Raw genomic sequence first — 18,620 nt, forward strand, 5'->3', positions numbered from 1 at the left:
GGAGACGGCCCTTCGCGCTGCTTCTCCGTGTACGACCCGGCGCCCGGCTCAGGCCACCGGCGCCTCCTCCGCGCCGTGCGAGGTCACCCGGAGCCTGTCCGCGCCCTCGTCCACGTCCACCACCACGGTGGCGCCCTCGGCCAGGTCGCCCGACAGCAGCTCGCGCGCCAGCGGGTCGCCGATCGAGGACTGCACCAGTCGGCGCAGCGGACGCGCGCCGTAGTTGGGGTCGTAGCCGGTCAGCGCCAGCCACTCGCGGGCGCCCGCCGACACCTCCAGCCCCAGCCGCCGGTCCGCAAGCCGCCTGGCCAGCTTGTCGACCTGCAGGTCCACGATCCGCGTCAGGTCCTCGGTGGACAGCGCGTCGAACATGATCACGTCGTCCAGCCGGTTGAGGAACTCCGGCTTGAACGTCGCGCGCACCACGTCGAGCACGCGGTCGCGGCGCACCGACTCCTCCAGCGACTGGTCCACCAGGAACTGCGACCCCAGGTTGGAGGTGAGGATCAGGATGGTGTTGCGGAAGTCCACCTGACGGCCCTGGCCGTCGGTCAGGCGGCCGTCGTCCAGCACCTGGAGCAGGGTGTCGAACACCTCCAGGTGAGCCTTCTCCACCTCGTCCAGCAGCACCACCGTGTACGGGCGGCGGCGCACGGCCTCGGTCAGCTGGCCGCCCTCCTCGTACCCCACGTAACCGGGGGGAGCGCCCACCAGCCGCGACACCGAGTGCTTCTCGGAGTACTCGCTCATGTCGATCCGCACGATCGCGCGCTCGTCGTCGAAGAGGAACTCCGCCAGCGCCTTGGCCAGCTCGGTCTTGCCCACACCCGTGGGGCCCAGGAACAGGAACGACCCCGTCGGCCGGTCCGGGTCGGAGATGCCCGCCCGCGCCCGCCGCACCGCGTCCGACACCGCGGCCACGGCGTCCTTCTGCCCGATGAGGCGCCTGCCCAGCTCGTCCTCCATGCGCAGCAGCTTGGAGGTCTCGCCCTCCATCAGGCGCCCCACGGGGATGCCGGTCCACGCCGACACCACGTCGGCGACCTCGTCGGCGCCCACCTCCTCCTTGACCATGGTGGCGTCGCCCCGGCTGGCCGCCCTCTCCTCGTCCCGGCTGGCCTCCTCGACCTGCTTCTCCAACTGCGGGATGTCCCCGTACATCAGCCGGGAGGCCTCGCCGAAGTCGCCCTCGCGCTGGGCCAGCTCGGCCCGCGTGCGCAGGTCGTCGAGCTGCCCCTTGAGTTCACCGACCCGGTTGAGACCGGCCTTCTCCTGCTCCCAGCGGGCCACGAGCCCGTTGAGCTGCTCCTGCCGGTCGGCCAGGTCCGCGCGCAGCCGCTCCAGCCGCTGACGGCTGGCCGGGTCCGACTCCTTGTCGAGCGCCATCTCCTCCATCTTCAGGCGGTCGACGGTGCGCTGGAGCTCGTCGATCTCCACCGGGCTGGAGTCGATCTCCATGCGCAGCCTGGACGCCGCCTCGTCGATGAGGTCGATCGCCTTGTCCGGCAGGAACCGCGCGGTGATGTAGCGGTCGGACAGGGTCGCGGCGGCCACCAGGGCCGAGTCGGCGATCTGCACCTTGTGGTGCGCCTCGTAGCGGCCCTTGAGCCCGCGCAGGATCGCGATCGTGTCCGCGGCCGAGGGCTCGCCCACCATGACCTGCTGGAAGCGCCGCTCCAGGGCGGGGTCCTTCTCGATCTTCTCCCGGTACTCGTCCAGGGTGGTCGCGCCCACCATGCGCAGCTCGCCGCGCGCCAGCATGGGCTTGAGCATGTTGCCCGCGTCCATGGCGCCCTCGGCGGCGCCGGCGCCCACCATGGTGTGCAGCTCGTCGATGAACGTGATGACCTGGCCCTCGGACTCCTTGATCTCCGAGAGCACCGCCTTGAGCCGCTCCTCGAACTCGCCCCGGTACTTGGCGCCCGCCACCATCGCGGACAGGTCCAGGCTCACCAGCCGCTTGCCCACCAGGGACTGCGGCACGTCACCGGCCACGATCCGCTGGGCCAGGCCCTCCACGACCGCGGTCTTGCCCACGCCCGGCTCGCCGATGAGCACGGGGTTGTTCTTTGTGCGGCGGCTGAGCACCTGGATGACCCGACGGATCTCGCCGTCGCGGCCGATCACCGGGTCCACCTTGCCCTCGCGTGCCCGCTCGGTCAGGTCCACCCCGTACTTCTCCAGGGCCTGGTAGGTGTCCTCCGGGTTCTCCGAGGTCACCTTGCCCGAGCCGCGCACCCGCTCGAACCCCTCCAGGAGCGCGTCGGGGGTGGCACCGGCCTCGGTGAGCAGCTTCGACGCCTCGCCGCCGTCCGCGGCCAGCCCCACCAGGAGGTGTTCGGTGGAGACGTACTCGTCCTCCATCTGCTGCGCGCGCTGGGCCGCGGTGTTGATGGAGACGATCAGCTGGCGCGAGGAGCTGGGCGAGCTGACCGTGGAACCGGCCGCCTTGGGCAGCGCGCCGACGGCCGCCTCGACCCTGTCCCGGAGCGCGTCCGGGTTGGCCCCGACCTCCTTGAGCAGCGGGCGGGTGATGCCCTCCGCCTGGTCCAGCAGGGCTGCCAGCAGGTGCACGGGTTCCGTCTGCGGACTGCCGTCCGTGGTGGCCCGGCGGATCGCCACCGACAGGGCCTCCTGGCTCTTCTTGGTGAGCTTGTAGTTCATGCGCGGTGACTCCTTTCACGTGTCGTGTCACGGGGGGTGATGTCCGACGGCCGACCGCGCCCCCGTGTCGCCGTGGCGGAGTTCCGTCAGTCCTGCTCGTCGTCGGTGCGGCCCGGGGCGCCGCGGCCCCTGCCCCGCTCCTCGTCGTCGTTCCTGGGCTCGGCGGTGTTGAAGATCGTCACGCGGGTGCGGCGCACCAGTTCGCCGCGCACCCCCGTGCCGCCGTCGGCCGGGCGGCCCCGGCGGGCCACCGCCCGGCGGGCCGCCTCCAGCTCGTTGGCCAGGTGGAACACCTGCTCCCGCAGCTGCTCGACCTCGTGTTCCAGTTCCAGGATCCGCTTGATCCCGGCGAGGTTGATGCCCTCCTCCTGGGACAGCCGCTGCACCTGGCGCAGCGTCTGCACGTCGCGCATGGAGTAGCGGCGCCCCCGGCCGGACGCGCGGCCCGGCGAGACGATCCCCAGTCGGTCGTACTGGCGCAGGGTCTGCGGGTGCATCCCCGCGAGCTCCGCGGCGACCGAGATCACGTAGACCGGAGCGTCAGCGCCGAAGGAGTCGTTCACGTCGTTCACGCACCCTTCGCCCGCGTTTCGAGTCCGTCGCGCGGGTCGTAGTCGGAGGTCGCGGCGCGGAACTTCTCCAGAGCCTCGCGTGCGTCCCCGTTGAGAGTCCTCGGTACCGCCACCTCGATCGTGACGAGCATGTCGCCGGTGGTGCCGTCCTTGCGGTTCGCGCCCTTGCCGCGCACCCGCAGCTTGTGCCCGTTCTGCGTGCCCGGCGGGACCTTCACGGTCACCGGGAAGCCGTTGAGGGTGGGGATTCGCACGTCCGCGCCGAGCGCCGCCTCGGGGAAGGTCACCGGGACGGTGATCGTCACGTTGTCGCCGCTCCTGCCGAACACCGGGTGCTCCTTCACGTGGACGACGACGTAGAGGTCACCCGTCGGGCCGCCGTTCTCGCCCGGCGCGCCCTTGCCCTTGATCCTGATCCGCTGCCCGTCGGTCACGCCGCCGGGGATGCGGGTCTGGACGGTGCGGGTGCTCTTGCCGCGCCCGCTGCCGCTGCACGTGGGGCAGGGGTCGTCCACGACCAGGCCGCGGCCCTTGCACTCGCTGCACGGCTCGGACAGCGAGAAGCCGCCCAGGTTGGTGTTCTCGTGCCCGGTGCCGGAGCACTTGGGGCACATCCGCGGGGCGGTGCCCGACTTGGCGCCGGTGCCCTTACAGGTGGGACAGGCCGCCTCGCTGGCCAGCTGGAAGGAGCGCGTGGCGCCTTCGGCCGCCTCGCGGAAGGTCAGTGTCGTCTCGGTCTCGACGTCGGCGCCGCGTCTGCTGCGGGTGGTTCCCCCGCGCCCGCGGCCGCCGAACAGCCCGCCGAAGAGGTCGCTCAGCCGCTCGCCGCCGCCCGCGGTACCCGTCCCGCCGGTGCCCTGGCCGAACAGGTCGCCCATGTCGAACCCGCCGGGACCGGTTCCGCCGCCGGGGCGGTAGGAGCCGCCGAACAGCGACCGCGCGTTGTCGTACTCCTTGCGGCGCTTCTCGTCCGACAGGACGTTGTAGGCCTCGGAGATCTCCTTGAAGCGGTCGGCCGCGCCGGGGTCGTCGGCGTTCGCGTCCGGGTGGTTCTCCCTGGCCAGCTTGCGGTAGGACTGCTTGATCTCGTCCTTCGAGGCGGTCTTTGAGACTCCCAGGACCTTGTAGTAGTCCTTCTCCAGGTAGTCCTTGGTGCTCATCGACTGGTGCCTTCCCCCGCTGGTGCCGGTTGCGTCCGATGCTTCCATGTGACCCCGCACCGCGTCGGGCCGGGGTCCGGCTCCGGCCGCGGCCGCCGCTCACGCGGGGCCGCGGCCGGAGGATCAACGGGCGGACCCGTTACCTGTCGTCTTCCCCGCCGTCGGCGCCGTCCGCGGCCGGGGACTCCCCGCCGGGGCCGTCGCCCTCGGCGGCGGAGCCGGACGCGGCCTCCTCGCCGCCGTCGGCGGGATCGCCGACGACCACGCGGGCCGGGCGCAGGACCCGCTCACCGATGCGGTACCCGGGCTGGAACACCTCGATCACGGTCTGGACCGAGATGCCCGGGACGGGGACCAGGGTGAGCGCCTCGTGGATGTTGGGGTCGAACTCGTCGTCCTTCTCCGCGTACCGCTCCAGGCCCAGCTTGGTGACCACGGCCTCCAGGGCCTCGCCCACCGCCTTGAACCCGCCGTTGAGCTCGTCGTGCTCACGGGCCCGGCCGACGTCGTCCAGGATCGGCAGCAGTTCGCCGAGGACCTGGGCGGTGGCCATCTCACGGACGGCCACGCGGTCGCGGTCCACGCGCTTGCGGTAGTTGGCGTACTCCGCCTGCACCCGCTTGACGTCGTTGGTGAGCTCGACGACCCGCTCGTCCGCGTTGATCGCCTCCGACACCACCGACTCGGGGGTGTCGGGGACCTCAACGTCCTCCAGGTCGGCCTCGACGACCTCCTCCTCGGCGACCTCGGGGATCTCCTCGGTCGCGTCGCCCTCGGCCTCGGGGTTGCGGACCTGCCCGGTCTCCGGGTCGATCCGGCGGTTGTCCCGGATCACCGGCCCCTGGCGCTCCTCACCGTCGCCGGTGCCGTTGGTGTTCTCCGACGGTGCCATCTGAGACACGCCTCCTTCCTCGACTCGAACCGGGATCAGGACTGCTGGTTGCCCTGGGTGCCCTTGTTGTCCTCGTCGACGATCTCGGCGTCCACGACGTCGGCGTCGTCGGCGGAGCCCTGGGCGCCCTGGGCGGCGTCGCCCTCGGCGCCCTGCTGGCCCTGGCTGTAGATGGCGGAGCCGATCTTCTGGCTGGCCAGCGCGACCTTCTCGCTCGCGGTGCGGATGGCCTCCACGTCGGAGCCCTCCAGCGCGGTCTTCAGCTCGGCGACGGCGGCCTCGGTCTCGGAGCGCACGTCCGCCGGGACCTTGTCCTCGTTGTCCTTGATGACCTTCTCGGTCTGGTAGACGAGGGACTCGGCGTTGTTGCGGACCTCGGCCTCCTCGCGGCGCTTGCGGTCCTCCTCCGCGTACTGCTCGGCCTCGCGGACCATCTTGTCGATGTCGTCCTTGGACATCGCGGAGCCGCCGGAGATGGTGACGGACTGCTCCTTGCCGGTGCCCAGGTCCTTCGCGGTGACGCTGACGATGCCGTTGGCGTCGATGTCGAAGGCGACCTCGATCTGCGGGACGCCGCGCGGCGCCGGGGGCAGACCGGTCAGGTCGAAGACGCCCAGCTTCTTGTTGTACTGGGCGATGTCGCGCTCACCCTGGTACACCTGGATCTGCACGGACGGCTGGTTGTCGTCGGCCGTCGTGAAGATCTCGGAGCGCTTGGTCGGGATGGTCGTGTTGCGCTCGATGAGCTTGGTGAACACGCCGCCCTTGGTCTCGATGCCCAGCGACAGCGGGGTGACGTCCAGCAGCAGGACGTCCTTGACCTCGCCCTTGAGCACACCGGCCTGGAGCGAGGCGCCGATGGCCACGACCTCGTCCGGGTTGACGCCCTTGTTGGGGTCCTTGCCGGTCATCTCCTTGACCAGGTCCACGATGGCGGGCATACGGGTGGAGCCGCCGACCATGACCACGTGGTGGATCTGGTCCAGGCTGATCCCGGCGTCCTTGAGGACCTGCTGGAACGGGGTCTTGGTCCGCTCGACCAGGTCGGCGGTCAGGCGCTGGAACTCGGCGCGGGAGAGCTTCTCGTCCAGGTGCAGCGGGCCCTCGGCCGAGGCCGTGATGTAGGGCAGGTTGATCGCCGACTCGCTGGAGCTGGACAGCTCGATCTTGGTCTTCTCCGCGGCCTCGCGCAGGCGCTGGAGGGCCATCTTGTCCTTGGACAGGTCCACGCCGTTGGAGTTCTTGAAGCGCTCGACCAGCCAGTCGACGATGGCCTGGTCCCAGTCGTCGCCGCCCAGGTGGTTGTCGCCGTTGGTCGCCTTGACCTCCACGACGCCGTCGCCGACCTCCAGGAGGGAGACGTCGAAGGTGCCGCCACCGAGGTCGTAGACCAGGATGGTGGCCTCGTCCTCCTTCTCCAGGTGGTAGGCCAGCGCGGCCGAGGTCGGCTCGTTGATGATGCGCAGGACGTTGAGGCCCGCGATGGTGCCGGCCTCCTTGGTGGCCTGGCGCTGGGAGTCGCTGAAGTAGGCCGGGACGGTGATGACCGCGTCGGTCACGTCCTCGCCCAGGTAGGCCTCGGCGTCGCGCTTGAGCTTCTGGAGCACGAAGGCGCTGATCTGCTGGGGGTTGAAGGTCTTGTCGTCGATCTTCACCGTCCAGTCGGTGCCGATGTGGCGCTTGACCGAGCGGATGGTGCGGTCGACGTTGGTGACCGCTTGGCGCTTGGCGACCTCGCCGACGAGCACCTCACCGTTCTTGGCGAAGGCGACGACGGACGGGGTGGTACGGGCGCCCTCGGCGTTGGCGATGACCGTGGGCTCGCCGCCCTCCAGGACCGCGACACACGAGTTCGTCGTACCGAGGTCGATTCCGACCGCACGTGCCATGGTTGCTTCCTCCGTCAAAGTTGAGTCGTTCAGACGTAATTTTGCTTCGTCGGTTGAGGGCTGTCAAGTCAGTTGAGTTGACCCGACTCAAGTTGGTTCCTACGTCCTGACAACGGGCGGCCGGACCGGGATGTTCCCGACCTGGGCACTCCGATCGGGGATATGGGCGAACCCCGGGACAAGTCGGGGAGAACCTTGACCCGCAAGATCAGGGAGGGTCGGGGTTCCCCTGGGGTGGCTTCGGGGCGCGGCCACGGGCGGCCCCGGAAGGGGCGGTCACCGGAGGGGCGCCTTCAGGTCAAGCGGAGGGAAAGGCCCGTGTCGCGGCGCCGGGCACCGGCGTCCGGCGGCCGACGATGGCCCTGCCGCCGACGCGCCGGTGCCGCCGGGCGGCGACCGCCGTACCCCTGAAACGGAGACGCCCGTGACGCCCAAGGCCCTGCTCGCCTCCGCGCTCGCCGCCGCGGTGCTGCTGCCCGCGCTGGGCGCCGCCCCCGCGTCCGCCCAGGACGACCCGCGGCTGATCGGGGACACCACCGCACCCGCCGGAGAGGTCCGGACCCCCGCCGCGGAGGCTCCGCCGTCCAGCGGTGACGTCGCGGTGCCGCCGGGGGAGGCCGCCGTGCCCGCCGGGGGCGCTGACGCGACCGCCGGGGAGGGGGCCGGGGCCGAGGGCTCTGGGCCCGCCGGGGATGGAACCGGATCCGGGGAGGGCGCCGCCGGGACCAACGGGGACGGCCCCGCGTCCGGGGGAGACGCCGGGGACGCCTTCTCGTCCACGTACCGGCACAACACCTTCGAGCGCCCGGCCGCGGGCACCGCCTACACCCTCGACGAGTGGGAGGAGGACGGCTGGTACGCCTCCAGCGCCAGGGGCCTGGAGGAGCGCGCCGTCATCGACGACTCCGTGCCCGCCCACGGGGGCGGGCAGTCGCTGCGCGTGCTCTACCCCGAGGGGAAGATCGGCGCGCAGGAGTCCGGCGGGCTGGCGCCGTTCCAGCTCTCCCCGGCGCGCGAGTACTACCTGTCCTTCTGGGCGCGCCTGGGCGAGGACTTCAGCTGGGGGACCACCTCGTTCGGCGGGAAGCTGGGCTTCGGGCTGGCCGGGGGCGCGGGCTGCTCGGGCGGGGACGTGTGCACCGGTGAGAACGGCTACACCTCGCGCGTGGTCTGGCGCCGCGACGGCAAGGCGGAGCTGTACTACTACCACATGGACAAGGCGGGCGAGTTCGGCGACTCCGAGCCCCTCGTCGCGGACGGGTCCGTCGTCCACCTCCCCCGGGGCGAGTGGGTGCACATCGCCCAGCGGGTCCGCGTCAACACGGTCACCGACGGCCGGGCCGAGCCCGACGGGGAGATCGAGGTCTTCTACAACGGCGAGCCCGCCGCGCTGGTCACCGGCCTGCGCCTGGTGACCGACGACGACCTGGTGGACAAGGCCTACCTCTCGTCCTTCTTCGGCGGTTCCACCGAGGGCTTCGCCCCGGCCCACGACAGCTACGTCTGGTACGACGACCTGAAGGTCTCCACCTCGCGCGCCGACATCTGCGAGCTCGGCGGCTGCGCCTGACCCCCGACCGCCTCACCCGAACCGCTCCGCCGGGGTCCGTCCGGGACGGACCCCGCGCGTCGCGCCGCACGGACCCCGCTCGGGGAGTCGTCCACAGGCGAGGGGCGGGCGTTGCCGGGGGCCGTGTCCCTTCGCGAGACTGGAAGACGGGGGGTCCCAGGGCGTCCCGGGCTTCGCCGTGCCCGCGCGCCGCACCGCTCGCGAGGGCGGACCCGCACTCGACTCCCGGCACGGCCCCCGTGCCCGGCCCTCCGGCACGGCACCCGTGCCCGGCCCTCCGGCACGGCACCCGTGCCCGGCCCTCCGGCACGGCACCCGTGCCCGGATCCTCGGGCGCGGACCTCGGAGGCGGTGCCGGGGAGGGCGCCCGGGAACGGTCCCGGCGACGGTTCCGAGCACGACCCCGCCGGAGGACCCCCGGAGGTTGTCCACAGCCGCGGATCCGTGGTTGTTCCACTCCCGGCGATGCAGCAACCTGGTAATAGGGGAGAGACGGTGAAGTCACCGATACCCCCGTCGAGTCGTCCCGCGTCCGCCGTCCGCTACATATAGGACGTGCGGTGCGCCCGGGACCTGTTCGGGCACACCCGCGCGGTCCTGTCACACCGGTACCGGCGCCAGCGCCGGACGGCACCGGCGCGGGCGCGCCGACCGGGTTCCGCGACCCGGCGGCCCGCGGCGACGGCGGCGGGGCGTCCGTCCCACGAGCGGTCGGGCATCCGGTGGCGACCGCGGCATTACTCGCTAGTAACATATAGTTCGACCCCCGGTGTGTGGCGCACCGGACGACGAAGCAGGATGGGAGGCCACGGACGATGCTGTACCTGACACTGGGCATCATCACCTCGGTCTTCGCCGTGGTCGCGTTCACCATGTTCGCTCTGGGTATCCGCCAGATCGTGCGAACCGTGGGTGTGGGCCGCTCGGTGGAGCCGGAGCGCAAGGGGCCGTTCGGACAGCGGTTCACCATGGCGCTCATCGAGATCCTCGGGCACGGGCGGATGCTCAAGCGGCCCTGGATCGGTGTCGCCCACTGGTTCGTCATGGTCTCGTTCCCGCTGCTGGTCTTCACCGTCGTGGAGGCCCAGGGCGAGGTCTTCGACCCGCACTTCAAGCTGCCGATCATCTACGACTGGGCCCTCTACGGCCTGGCCATCGAGTTCATCGCCGCCGCCAGCCTCGTGGGCATCGTCGGACTGACCGTCTACCGCCTGCTCAACGGGCCCAGGCGCCTGGGCCGCCAGTCCCGGTTCACCAACTCCCGGCACTGGACCGCGTACTACGTCGAGGCCTACCTGTGGGGCCTGCTGATCTCGATCTTCGTGATCCGCGGTCTCAAGTCGGCCATGGGCGACTTCCCGTTCCCGGCCTGGGCGACGCCCATCTCCACCGGCCTCGGCGCGATCCTGCCCGGCGACCCCGCGATCGCCGAGCCCGCCATCGCGCTGGTCGCCGCGTTCAAGCTGATCATCAGCTACCTGTTCTTCGTGGTCATCGCCCGCGTGCTCACCATGGGCATCGGCTGGCACCGCTTCCTCGCGCCGGTCAACATCTACTTCAAGCGCAACGCCGACGGGTCCCCGTCCCTGGGCGCGGCCAAGCAGATGATGGACAAGTCCGGCACCAAGCCCCTCGACTTCGAGGAGGCCGACCCCGACGAGGACCCGTTCGGCGCGGGCAAGTTGGAGGACTTCACCTGGAAGGGCCTCCTGGACTTCACCACCTGCACCGAGTGCGGGCGCTGCCAGTCCCAGTGCCCCGCCTGGAACACCGGCAAGCCGCTCTCGCCCAAGAAGGTCATCCTCGACCTCCAGCAGCACACCTACGAGAAGGCCCCGTACCTGCTCCAGGGCATCACCGAGGAGACCCTCGCCGAGAAGCCCGACGAGAGCCACGCGGGCGTGGACGTCCTCGCCCTCCTCAACCGGCCGCTGGTCGGCACCGAGGAGGAGAACGGCGTCATCCACCCCGACGAGCTGTGGGCCTGCACCAACTGCGGCGCCTGCGTCGAGCAGTGCCCGGTGGACATCGAGCACATCGACCACATCCTCGACATGCGCCGCTACCAGGTGATGGTCGAGTCCAACTTCCCGTCCGAGGCCAACACGCTCCTCAAGAACCTGGAGAACAAGGCCAACCCGTGGGGCATGGCCGAGGACCGGCGCATGGACTGGATCGAGGAGCTGGCCTCCCGGGAGGAGAACCCGGTCGAGGTCAAGGTCGTCGAGGACAAGCTCCCCGAGGGCACCGAGTACCTGTTCTGGGTCGGCTGCGCCGGTGCCCTGGAGGACCGCGCCAAGAAGACCACCAAGGCCATCGCCGAACTGCTCGACATGGCGGGCGTCGAGTTCGCCGTGCTGGGCGGCATGGAGGCCTGCACCGGTGACCCCGCGCGCCGCCTGGGCATGGAGTACGTCTTCCAGATGCTCGCCCAGCAGAACGTGGAGACGCTGAACGAGGCCGGTGTCACCAAGATCGTGGCCAGCTGCCCGCACTGCTTCAACACGCTCGCCAACGAGTACCCGCAGCTCGGCGGCACCTACGAGGTCGTGCACCACAGCCAGCTGCTGGCCAAGCTCGTGGAGGAGGGCAGGCTCACGCCGGTCAACTCCGTGGAGGAGAACATCACCTACCACGACCCCTGCTTCCTGGGCCGTCACAACAAGGTGTACACGCCGCCGCGCGACATCATGGCGCAGGTGCCGGGGGTCAAGACTCAGGAGATGCACCGCCACAAGGAGCGGGGCTTCTGCTGCGGCGCCGGCGGCGCCCGCATGTGGATGGAGGAGCGGATCGGCAAGCGCATCAACACCGAGCGGGTGGACGAGGCGCTGACCACCAACCCCGACACCGTCTCCACCGCGTGCCCGTTCTGCCAGGTGATGCTCGGCGACGCGATCAACGAGAAGAAGTCGCAGGGCGAGGCGAAGGAGACGCTGGAGGTCGTGGACGTCTCCCAGTTGCTGCTGCGCTCGGTCCGCGGCGAGGCCCCCAAGGAGGAGGCCGAGACCGCCGACGCCCAGGGCTGACGCGAGGGCCCCGGCGAGGGCACCGGACCCGTGCGGGGGCCGGGGAACCGACCATGCGTCGGCGCCCCGGCCCCCGCGCCGTTCACCGGTGCTCCGGGGCGGGACGGCTCCGCACGCGGGGACGGGTACGGGGGCGTTCGCAGGGCGGAGCCGGGACCGCTCGCGGCCGGGGGCGGGGCCCTCCACCGGCCGGGAACCGCTCAGGGCGAGGCGGCGAGGTGTTCGCCGAGGAACCCGTCCAGACCGTGCCGGGTGACCTGGCTGGCCAACCCTCCCCAGTTGAGGTCGAACATGTGCTCCGCCCAGGGGATCTCCAGGTGCCGGTGCGGGACCCCGGCCGCGTCGAGCCGGGTGGCGAGGCGGCGGTTGTCCTCCGGGTCCACGAACAGGTCGTGGCCGGGCGTGATCAGCATCGTGGGCGGAACCTCCGGCGAGACGTACGTGATGGGCGAGCTCATCGCGTACTCCTCCGGCAGCTCCTCCACGGAGCCGCCCATCAGGCGCTCGCTCTCCTCCAGGAGGTCGCCGCCCATCGGGGAGTTGCGCTGCCGCCAGGGCACCCGGGGCGCCTCGGCGGTCCCGTCGGCCACCGAGTACCAGGCCACGACCGCGTCGATGCCGGTGTCGGGCACGTCGCAGCTCGGCGGGATCTCCCCGTCCGAGCTGTACCCGGCCAGGAGGGCGAGCAGGCCGCCCGCCGACTGGCCGGTGACGGCGACCCGGCTGGGGTCGGCCCCGTACTCCGCGGCGTGCTCGCGGGCCCAGCCGATCGCGCACTTGACGTCGGAGACCGGTACCGACCAGTCGCCGTCCGGGAAGTAGCGGTAGTCGACGTCGAACACCACGTGCCCGCTGTCGGCCAGCCACGTGTCCCAGCGGGGCAGGAGGCTCTGCGGCAGGTCGTCCGCACCCCCGTGGACGTTCACCACGATCGGCAGCGGGGCGTCCTCCTCCCGCTCCGCGGGCTCCCACACGTCCAGCTCCAGGTCCTGCGGGTCGGAGGCGTCCCCGACCGCTGACTGGCCGGTGCGCAGGTAGACGCGGGCCTCGGGTGCGCGGTCGGCGCTCGTGGCGAGTCCGGCGGCGTACTCTCCGAGGCCGAGCCGGACGCCCTCCGCACGGGCGGTGGACCAGATCGACGCGGGCGGGACGAGCGCGGCGACCAGCACCGCGCCGTTGGCCGCGGCGGCCGCCGCGGCGAGGCGCCGACGCCACACCGTTCCCGTGCCCCCCGCACCCGGGCGCCGCCCGGCCCCTTGCCGGGAGCGCGGACGCCCCGCCGCGAGCAGGGCCAGGAGCAGGCCGACCACGGCCAGGGCGGCGAACACCAGGCTGAACTCCAGTACCAGCAGTCCGTACTGCCACGCGTCCCAGGAGGGCGGCGGCAGCAGGACGAGCGCGGCTGCGCCCGCCCCGACAAGCGCGGCCGTGCCCGCGAGGGCGGTCGCCAGCCAGCGGACTGCCGCGGCGGCGCGGTTCCGTCGGTCCATGGTCTCCCCTTCGACAACTATTCGATACGTCCGTATCGATACGAACGTATCAGAACGCGGGCTGTGTCAGAATGTGGCCGTGCCCAGGTACGTGGACAAGGACGGACGCCGCCGACAGGTGGCCGCCGCCCTGCACCGGATCGCCGCCCGCGAGGGCCTGGAGAGCGTCAGCATCCGCACCGTGGCGGCCGAGGCCGGGCTCTCCGTCGGAGCCGTCCAGCGCGACTTCGGGACCAAGGAGGCGCTTCTCCTCTTCGCCATGCACGAGGTCGTCGACGCGGTCTCCGCGCGGCTCGCCCGGGTGCGGATCGGCCCGGGTCTGCTCTCCTTCGCCGAGGGGCTGCGGCAGGTGCTCACCGACCTGCTGCCGACCGACGACGAGCGCCTGGCCGAGGCCCGCGTCTGGTCGGCGTTCTACGCCCGCGCGGCCGTGGACGCCGAGTTCGCGGAGGTGCTGGCCGGGTTCGACGTCCGGGCCCGCGCGGCTCTGCGCGCCGCCGTCGGCTGGGCGGACGAGCGGGGGGAGCTGGCCCCCGGCCAGGACCCGGACGCCCTGGTGGAACTCCTGCTGGTCCTCGTGGACGGGATCTGGCTCAGCGCCGTACGCCAGCCCCCGGGCGCCCCGCTGGACGCCCAGCGCGCCGCGGTGGAGGCGGCGGTCGCGGCGGTCACGCGCGGGTAGAGGTCCTGTGCTGCCCTCCGGCGTCACCCCGGTCACCGACCCGGCGGTCACGCACGGGTAGGCGTCCCGTACGGGGCCGTCCGCGCCGTCGGCGCGGGCGCCAGTCGGGACGGCCCGCGGGGGCGGGGCCACCGGGCGGGGGTCCACCGGGAAGGTAGGGGCTCCTGCGGCCGCCTCCCGTGCGTGGTGCGGCCCTGTCGGCAGCGCCACCGCGACGGCCTCGTGGTCGCTTGCGGCCGTTTCCCCCTTCCCTCCGTGTGACCGCACCGCCCCCGCGGGCGCGGTGCGGGGGAGGGGCTTCCAGAGAAGAGAGGATTAGGTTAGCCTTACCTGACTGTCTTCTATTCGAGGTGGTCGCCCGTGAACGCCCCCGTTCCCCCTCCCGCCGATCGCGCCCGTTCCACCCTGGCCCGGGGCGGTCCGGTGACCGTGGCGGCGGCCTCGGACCGGCTCGGCGAGGCGGGGACCGTGCACCTGGAGGACGCCCCCTGCCACGTGCACGCCGACGGCGCCGTGAGCCTCCTGCTGCCCGACGGCCACCCGCTCACGGACCCCCGTCCCCGGGGCCCTGTGGTGATGGCGGAGTTCACCGACCTGTCACCCGTTCTGATGCGCGACAGGGTGCGGGCGGTGCTGTGGGTGAGCGGCGCTGTGGAGGCCCTGGAGCACGCCCACGCCCGCGTCCGCGCAGCCCGGCTGCCCGAGGCCGCCACCGACGACCGGCTGCTGGAGATCGGGCACGGCCTGACGATGGTGGTCCTGCGCACCGCCCTGGTGGTCCAGTCCGACCATGACGGGGCCCACGTGCTCGGTCCGGCCGAACTGGCCGCCGCGCGCCCCGACCCGTTCTGCCTGTGGGAGGCGCCCTGGCTGCGCCACCTCGACGAGGACCACGCGGACCTGGTGGGCGACCTGCTGGCCGCAGCTCCGGGCGCCGCGCGCGGAGGCAGACCCCGGCCCCTGGGCGTGGACCGCCTCGGGCTGCGGCTGCGGGTGGAGACCGTGCGTGGGTACCACGACGTGCACCTGCCCTTCACCCGCCCGGCGCGCACCCCCGACGACGTCGCCGTCCAGGTGCACCGGCTGGCCGGGCACCCCGTCCCCCAGGGCTACGACCGGGGATGAGCGGTCGCCGGAGGGCGGGCGCGGCCGAGGGGGCCGGAGGAGCCGCCACGACCGCGGACGGGCGGCCGCCGCACCGGCCCGATGACATTTGTCAGTGCGCGCGCCGGTAGGTTCCCCCGTGCGGCCGGTGATAACGGCGTCTGTTCCGCGTGAGCCGTTCCGCGGGAACCTGGGGACATGACGACGACAGCGAGCACCGCGGCCGCCGACCCCGGCCGACAGGACGCCACCGGCCCGGCGGTGGTCGTCCGCGACCTGCACCAGCACTACGGCGACTTCGAGGCGGTCAAGGGGGTCTCCTTCGAGATCCACCCCGGCGAGCTGTTCGCCCTCCTCGGGACCAACGGCGCGGGCAAGACCACCACCATCGAGACGATGGAGGGCTTCCGCCGCCCCAGCTCCGGCAGTGTCCGGGTCTTCGGCCTCGACCCCTACGGCCAGCCCGCCGGAGTCCGGGAGCGCACCAACGCCGTCCTCCAGGGCAGCGGCCTGCTGGAGGACCTGAGCGTCGCCGAGACCCTTCACCTGGCCCGCGACCTCGCCGCCACGCCCAGGGACACGGACGAGACGCTGGAGCTGGTCGGCCTCGCCGACAAGCGCGGGGTCGCGGTCCGCCAGCTGTCCGGAGGCCAGAAGCGCCGCCTGGACCTGGCGCTGGCACTGCTGACCAGGCCCGAGGTCCTGTACTTGGACGAGCCCACCACCGGCATGGACGCCGAGGGCCGCATCGAGACCTGGCGCATCGTCAACGACCTCAAGCGGGAGGGCGTGGCGGTCCTGCTCACCACCCACTACCTGGAGGAGGCCGAGCGGCTCGCCGACCGGCTGGCGATCATGCACCGCGGCGAGGTCCGCGTGGAGGGGACGATCCAGGAGGTCCTCGCGGGCTGGGGCGACCGGGTGAGCTTCGTGCTGCCCCCGAACGTGCGCACCGCCGACCTGCCCCGCGTCGAGGGCGCGGACGTCTCCGTGGAGACGCGCGGCCAGGCGCTGTGGGCCACCTACACGGTCACGCGGGGGAACGTCGAGGAGCGGGCGCACCACACGGTGGCCGCGCTCATGTCCTGGGCCGTGGAGAACGGCACCGTCCTGCGCAGCCTCCAGGTGCGCAGCGCCTCCCTGGAGGACGTGTTCCTCCGGGTCGCCGACGGCGCCGCCGACCTGGTCTGACACGGGCCGCAGCGCTCCGTGCCCCCCTGCCCCGCACAGTCCTTCGAGGAGACACCGCGATGACCGCGAACACCGCCGCCCCCGCCGCCGACGCCACCGGCGTCCGGCCCGGCGTCAGCTGGACCAAGCAGGCCGTCCGCCTGGCCCGGACCGAGTTCACCCTGTTCGCGCGGTACAAGACCGCCTGGATGTACCTGGCCCTGCCGCTCTTCTTCGCCTTCATGACCACGAGCCTCCCCAACGACGAGGTCGTCCCCGGCTTCGGGACGGGGCAGATGGCCATGGTCGCCACCATCGGGTCCATCGGGCTCATCCTGGGCGTCGGCCACCCCTCCAACGTGTTCACCGCGCGGAGGGAGTCCCTGGTCCTCAAGCGGCTGCGGGTCAGCGGGGTGCCCCAGCTGGCGGTCTTCGGCGGCGTCATCGGAGCCGTGGCGGTCCTCTCCCTGGCGATCACGGTGGTGGTGGCCGCCCTGGTCCTGGTCTTCTTCGGCAGCCTCCCCCGGGACCCGCTGATGCTCGCCGTCGCGGTCGTCCTCAGCTCCGTCATGTTCTCCCTGATGGGGCTGCTCATCACCCCGATCGTCCGCAACGCCGAGTCCGCCCAGATGATCTCGATGCTGCCCATGCTGGTCCTGCTGTTCGTGGGCGGCGGTCTCATCCCGCTGGAGTTCCTGCCGGAGACCGCTCGCGTGATCATCGGCTTCGTCCCGTCGGTCCCCGCCGGGGAGATGGCGCAGACCGCCTACTCCGGCTACGACGCCTTCCGGGGCTTCGGGGACGGGGAGGAGAAGGGCTACCTCGCCCTGTGGGTCGCGGCCCTGCCCTCCATCGGGATCATGCTCGCCTGGATCGCGGTGCTGGCTCTGCTGGTGCGCCGCTACTTCAGGTGGGACCCCCGCCAGCCGTAGGGCGGGCGCGGGGCGCCGGGGAGGCCGGGGACGGACGGCCTGCCCCGGCCTTTTCCCGCACGGGCCCGGAAGGGCCTGTGGACGACCGTTCGGCGGGGTCCGGACGGACTCTCCCGACACGCCCCCGCGCGAAGGTGGCACACTGTCGGCGACCCGTACGGACGACGGCGGTCTCCCGCGCAGAGCCGTTCTTCCGCTGTCCGGCGGAGTCCAGCACACCGAGGAGTCACGTTGAGCGACCACGGCACGGCCTCCGCCGAGTACGCGCCCTCCGCCGAGTACACGGCCTCCGACCGGGAGGGCGACCGCAGGGTCCGCTTCGCCCGGCGCATCGTCATCGTCTCGGTGGGCTTCACCTCGCTGCTCGTCGTGGGGATGCCCCTGGTGGACGTCATCACGGCCGCGGCCTCGGACTGGCCCCTGTGGCGCTCCCTGACCGGGGTGGTCGTCTCCGTGCCGATCGCCGTGCTGCTGATCGTGATGCTCCGGGCCAGGCTGGACGGCAGGCGGAATCCGGACCCGCGCGCCTACTGGACCTCGCTCGGCCTGATCGCCGTGGCCGTCCTGTGCCTCCAGGAGCCGATCAATACCGTGTTCTTCCTGGCCGCGTGGTGGGGGACCGGGGTCTTCCTCGCCCCGCGCAGGCGCAGCGCCTACGTCACCGCCGCCCTGCTGGCGCTGCCCTGGCTCGTGGTCCCGTTCTACGGGTTCGAGACGCAGTTCCAGCCGCTCCTCTACCTGCTGGTGTGGATGCTGATGGTCTTCAGCGGACTGATGTTCGCCGGGGGCTCGCTCTCCATGATCTGGCTGTGGGACATCAGCCGCGAGGCCGTCGCGGGACAGCGGGCGCGCGCCCAGCTGGCGGTGAGCGAGGAGCGGCTCCGCTTCGCCCGCGACATGCACGACCTGCTCGGGCACAGCCTCTCCGCGCTCGCGGTCAAGGCCCAGCTGGCCGGACGGCTCGTGGAGCGGGACCCCGGGCGGGCGGGCGCGGAGATGGCGGAGGTGCAGGTGCTCGCCAGACAGGCGCTCCAGCAGGTGAGGTCGGCGGTCAGCGGCTACCGGGAGGTCGACCTGGCGGACGAGACGGAGGCCGTCCGCGCGGTGCTCGACGCGGGGGGAACCAGGACGGTCGCCACCGGGCTGGAGGGGCTGGACCTGCCGCCGCGGACCGCCGCGCTCGCCGCCTGGGTGGTGCGCGAGGGCGGCACGAACGTCCTGCGGCACAGCGACGCCAACGAGTGCCAGATCAGCTTCACCCTCGCCCGCGACAGCGCCGTGGGCCCCCGGACGCTCGTGGTCGAGGTGTTCAACGACCGCTCCCGGGGCGGCGGCCAGGACGGGAGGGAGTCGGGCAACGGGCTCGCCGGTCTGTCCGAGCGGGTCGCCATGGGCGGCGGCACCCTCTCCGCGGCCCGCACCCCGGAGGGGGGCTTCCTGCTCCGCGCGGTCCTGCCGCTCTGACG

General features: G+C 72.2%; 13 protein-coding genes. 7 read left to right on the top strand and 6 right to left on the bottom strand.

What is annotated here, in order from left to right:
* Positions 1–48: 48 nt before the first annotated feature.
* The 5 genes from clpB to dnaK all read right to left on the bottom strand — a co-directional run bounded on the left by clpB (position 49) and on the right by dnaK (position 7,177).
* Positions 49–2,664: an ATP-dependent chaperone ClpB gene (gene clpB / locus PV789_RS01820; RefSeq protein WP_274975875.1), complete on the bottom strand. Its 2,616-nt coding sequence runs from the start codon at positions 2,662–2,664 to the stop codon at positions 49–51.
* A gap of 86 nt (positions 2,665–2,750) precedes the next feature.
* Positions 2,751–3,236, bottom strand: coding sequence for a heat shock protein transcriptional repressor HspR (locus tag PV789_RS01825; protein WP_248773132.1), 486 nt, complete (start codon positions 3,234–3,236; stop codon positions 2,751–2,753).
* Positions 3,233–4,396 carry a molecular chaperone DnaJ gene (gene dnaJ, locus PV789_RS01830; RefSeq protein ID WP_274975876.1) on the bottom strand — a complete coding sequence of 388 codons (1,164 nt, stop codon included), beginning with the start codon at positions 4,394–4,396 and terminating at the stop codon, positions 3,233–3,235. Before dnaJ ends, PV789_RS01825 begins: the two co-directional genes overlap by 4 nt.
* Positions 4,397–4,535: 139 nt before the next feature.
* Positions 4,536–5,288: a nucleotide exchange factor GrpE gene (grpE, locus tag PV789_RS01835; RefSeq protein WP_212641842.1), complete on the bottom strand. Its 753-nt coding sequence runs from the start codon at positions 5,286–5,288 to the stop codon at positions 4,536–4,538.
* A 35-nt stretch (positions 5,289–5,323) separates the two neighbouring features.
* Positions 5,324–7,177: a molecular chaperone DnaK gene (dnaK, locus tag PV789_RS01840; protein ID WP_212641841.1), complete on the bottom strand. Its 1,854-nt coding sequence runs from the start codon at positions 7,175–7,177 to the stop codon at positions 5,324–5,326.
* 424 nt (positions 7,178–7,601) lie between these two features.
* On the opposite strand from dnaK, the gene PV789_RS01845 reads away from it, so the two are divergent.
* Both PV789_RS01845 and PV789_RS01850 read left to right on the top strand, forming a co-directional pair.
* Positions 7,602–8,747 carry a polysaccharide lyase gene (locus PV789_RS01845; RefSeq protein ID WP_274975877.1) on the top strand — a complete coding sequence of 382 codons (1,146 nt, stop codon included), beginning with the start codon at positions 7,602–7,604 and terminating at the stop codon, positions 8,745–8,747.
* Positions 8,748–9,562: 815 nt separating this feature from the next.
* Positions 9,563–11,776, top strand: a complete 2,214-nt coding sequence (locus PV789_RS01850) for a (Fe-S)-binding protein (RefSeq protein WP_274975878.1) — start codon at positions 9,563–9,565, stop codon at positions 11,774–11,776.
* A gap of 200 nt (positions 11,777–11,976) precedes the next feature.
* Here PV789_RS01850 and PV789_RS01855 read toward each other — a convergent pair whose 3' ends face one another.
* Positions 11,977–13,266 carry an alpha/beta hydrolase gene (locus tag PV789_RS01855; RefSeq protein WP_274975879.1) on the bottom strand — a complete coding sequence of 430 codons (1,290 nt, stop codon included), beginning with the start codon at positions 13,264–13,266 and terminating at the stop codon, positions 11,977–11,979.
* A 73-nt stretch (positions 13,267–13,339) separates the two neighbouring features.
* On the opposite strand from PV789_RS01855, the gene PV789_RS01860 reads away from it, so the two are divergent.
* The 5 genes from PV789_RS01860 to PV789_RS01880 all read left to right on the top strand — a co-directional run bounded on the left by PV789_RS01860 (position 13,340) and on the right by PV789_RS01880 (position 18,618).
* A complete protein-coding gene (locus tag PV789_RS01860) occupies positions 13,340–13,948 on the top strand; it encodes a TetR/AcrR family transcriptional regulator (RefSeq protein WP_274975880.1) in 609 nt (202 codons plus the stop codon).
* A gap of 360 nt (positions 13,949–14,308) precedes the next feature.
* The gene (locus PV789_RS01865; RefSeq protein WP_274975881.1) at positions 14,309–15,073 is read left to right on the top strand and encodes a DUF2470 domain-containing protein; all 765 of its coding nucleotides are present in this window, start codon (positions 14,309–14,311) and stop codon (positions 15,071–15,073) included.
* A gap of 177 nt (positions 15,074–15,250) precedes the next feature.
* A complete protein-coding gene (locus PV789_RS01870) occupies positions 15,251–16,243 on the top strand; it encodes an ABC transporter ATP-binding protein (RefSeq protein WP_274975882.1) in 993 nt (330 codons plus the stop codon).
* Between the two features lie 59 nt (positions 16,244–16,302).
* Positions 16,303–17,154: an ABC transporter permease gene (locus PV789_RS01875; RefSeq protein ID WP_274975883.1), complete on the top strand. Its 852-nt coding sequence runs from the start codon at positions 16,303–16,305 to the stop codon at positions 17,152–17,154.
* Between the two features lie 231 nt (positions 17,155–17,385).
* Complete coding sequence (locus PV789_RS01880) at positions 17,386–18,618, top strand: sensor histidine kinase (protein ID WP_274975884.1); 1,233 nt, start codon at positions 17,386–17,388, stop codon at positions 18,616–18,618.
* The last annotated feature ends 2 nt before the right edge of the window (positions 18,619–18,620 follow it).

Source organism: Nocardiopsis camelliae (assembly GCF_028993595.1).
Classification (GTDB): domain Bacteria; phylum Actinomycetota; class Actinomycetes; order Streptosporangiales; family Streptosporangiaceae; genus Nocardiopsis; species Nocardiopsis dassonvillei.

Excerpts from the sequence above, each read along its gene's own strand:
- PV789_RS01870 (WP_274975882.1), top strand. The coding sequence starts at position 15,251 with ATGACGACGACAGCGAGCACCGCGGCCGCCGACCCCGGCCGACAGGAC.
- clpB (WP_274975875.1), bottom strand. The coding sequence starts at position 2,664 with ATGAACTACAAGCTCACCAAGAAGAGCCAGGAGGCCCTGTCGGTGGCG.
- PV789_RS01855 (WP_274975879.1), bottom strand. The coding sequence starts at position 13,266 with ATGGACCGACGGAACCGCGCCGCCGCGGCAGTCCGCTGGCTGGCGACC.
- PV789_RS01875 (WP_274975883.1), top strand. The coding sequence starts at position 16,303 with ATGACCGCGAACACCGCCGCCCCCGCCGCCGACGCCACCGGCGTCCGG.
- dnaJ (WP_274975876.1), bottom strand. The coding sequence starts at position 4,396 with ATGAGCACCAAGGACTACCTGGAGAAGGACTACTACAAGGTCCTGGGA.
- grpE (WP_212641842.1), bottom strand. The coding sequence starts at position 5,288 with ATGGCACCGTCGGAGAACACCAACGGCACCGGCGACGGTGAGGAGCGC.
- dnaK (WP_212641841.1), bottom strand. The coding sequence starts at position 7,177 with ATGGCACGTGCGGTCGGAATCGACCTCGGTACGACGAACTCGTGTGTC.
- PV789_RS01850 (WP_274975878.1), top strand. The coding sequence starts at position 9,563 with ATGCTGTACCTGACACTGGGCATCATCACCTCGGTCTTCGCCGTGGTC.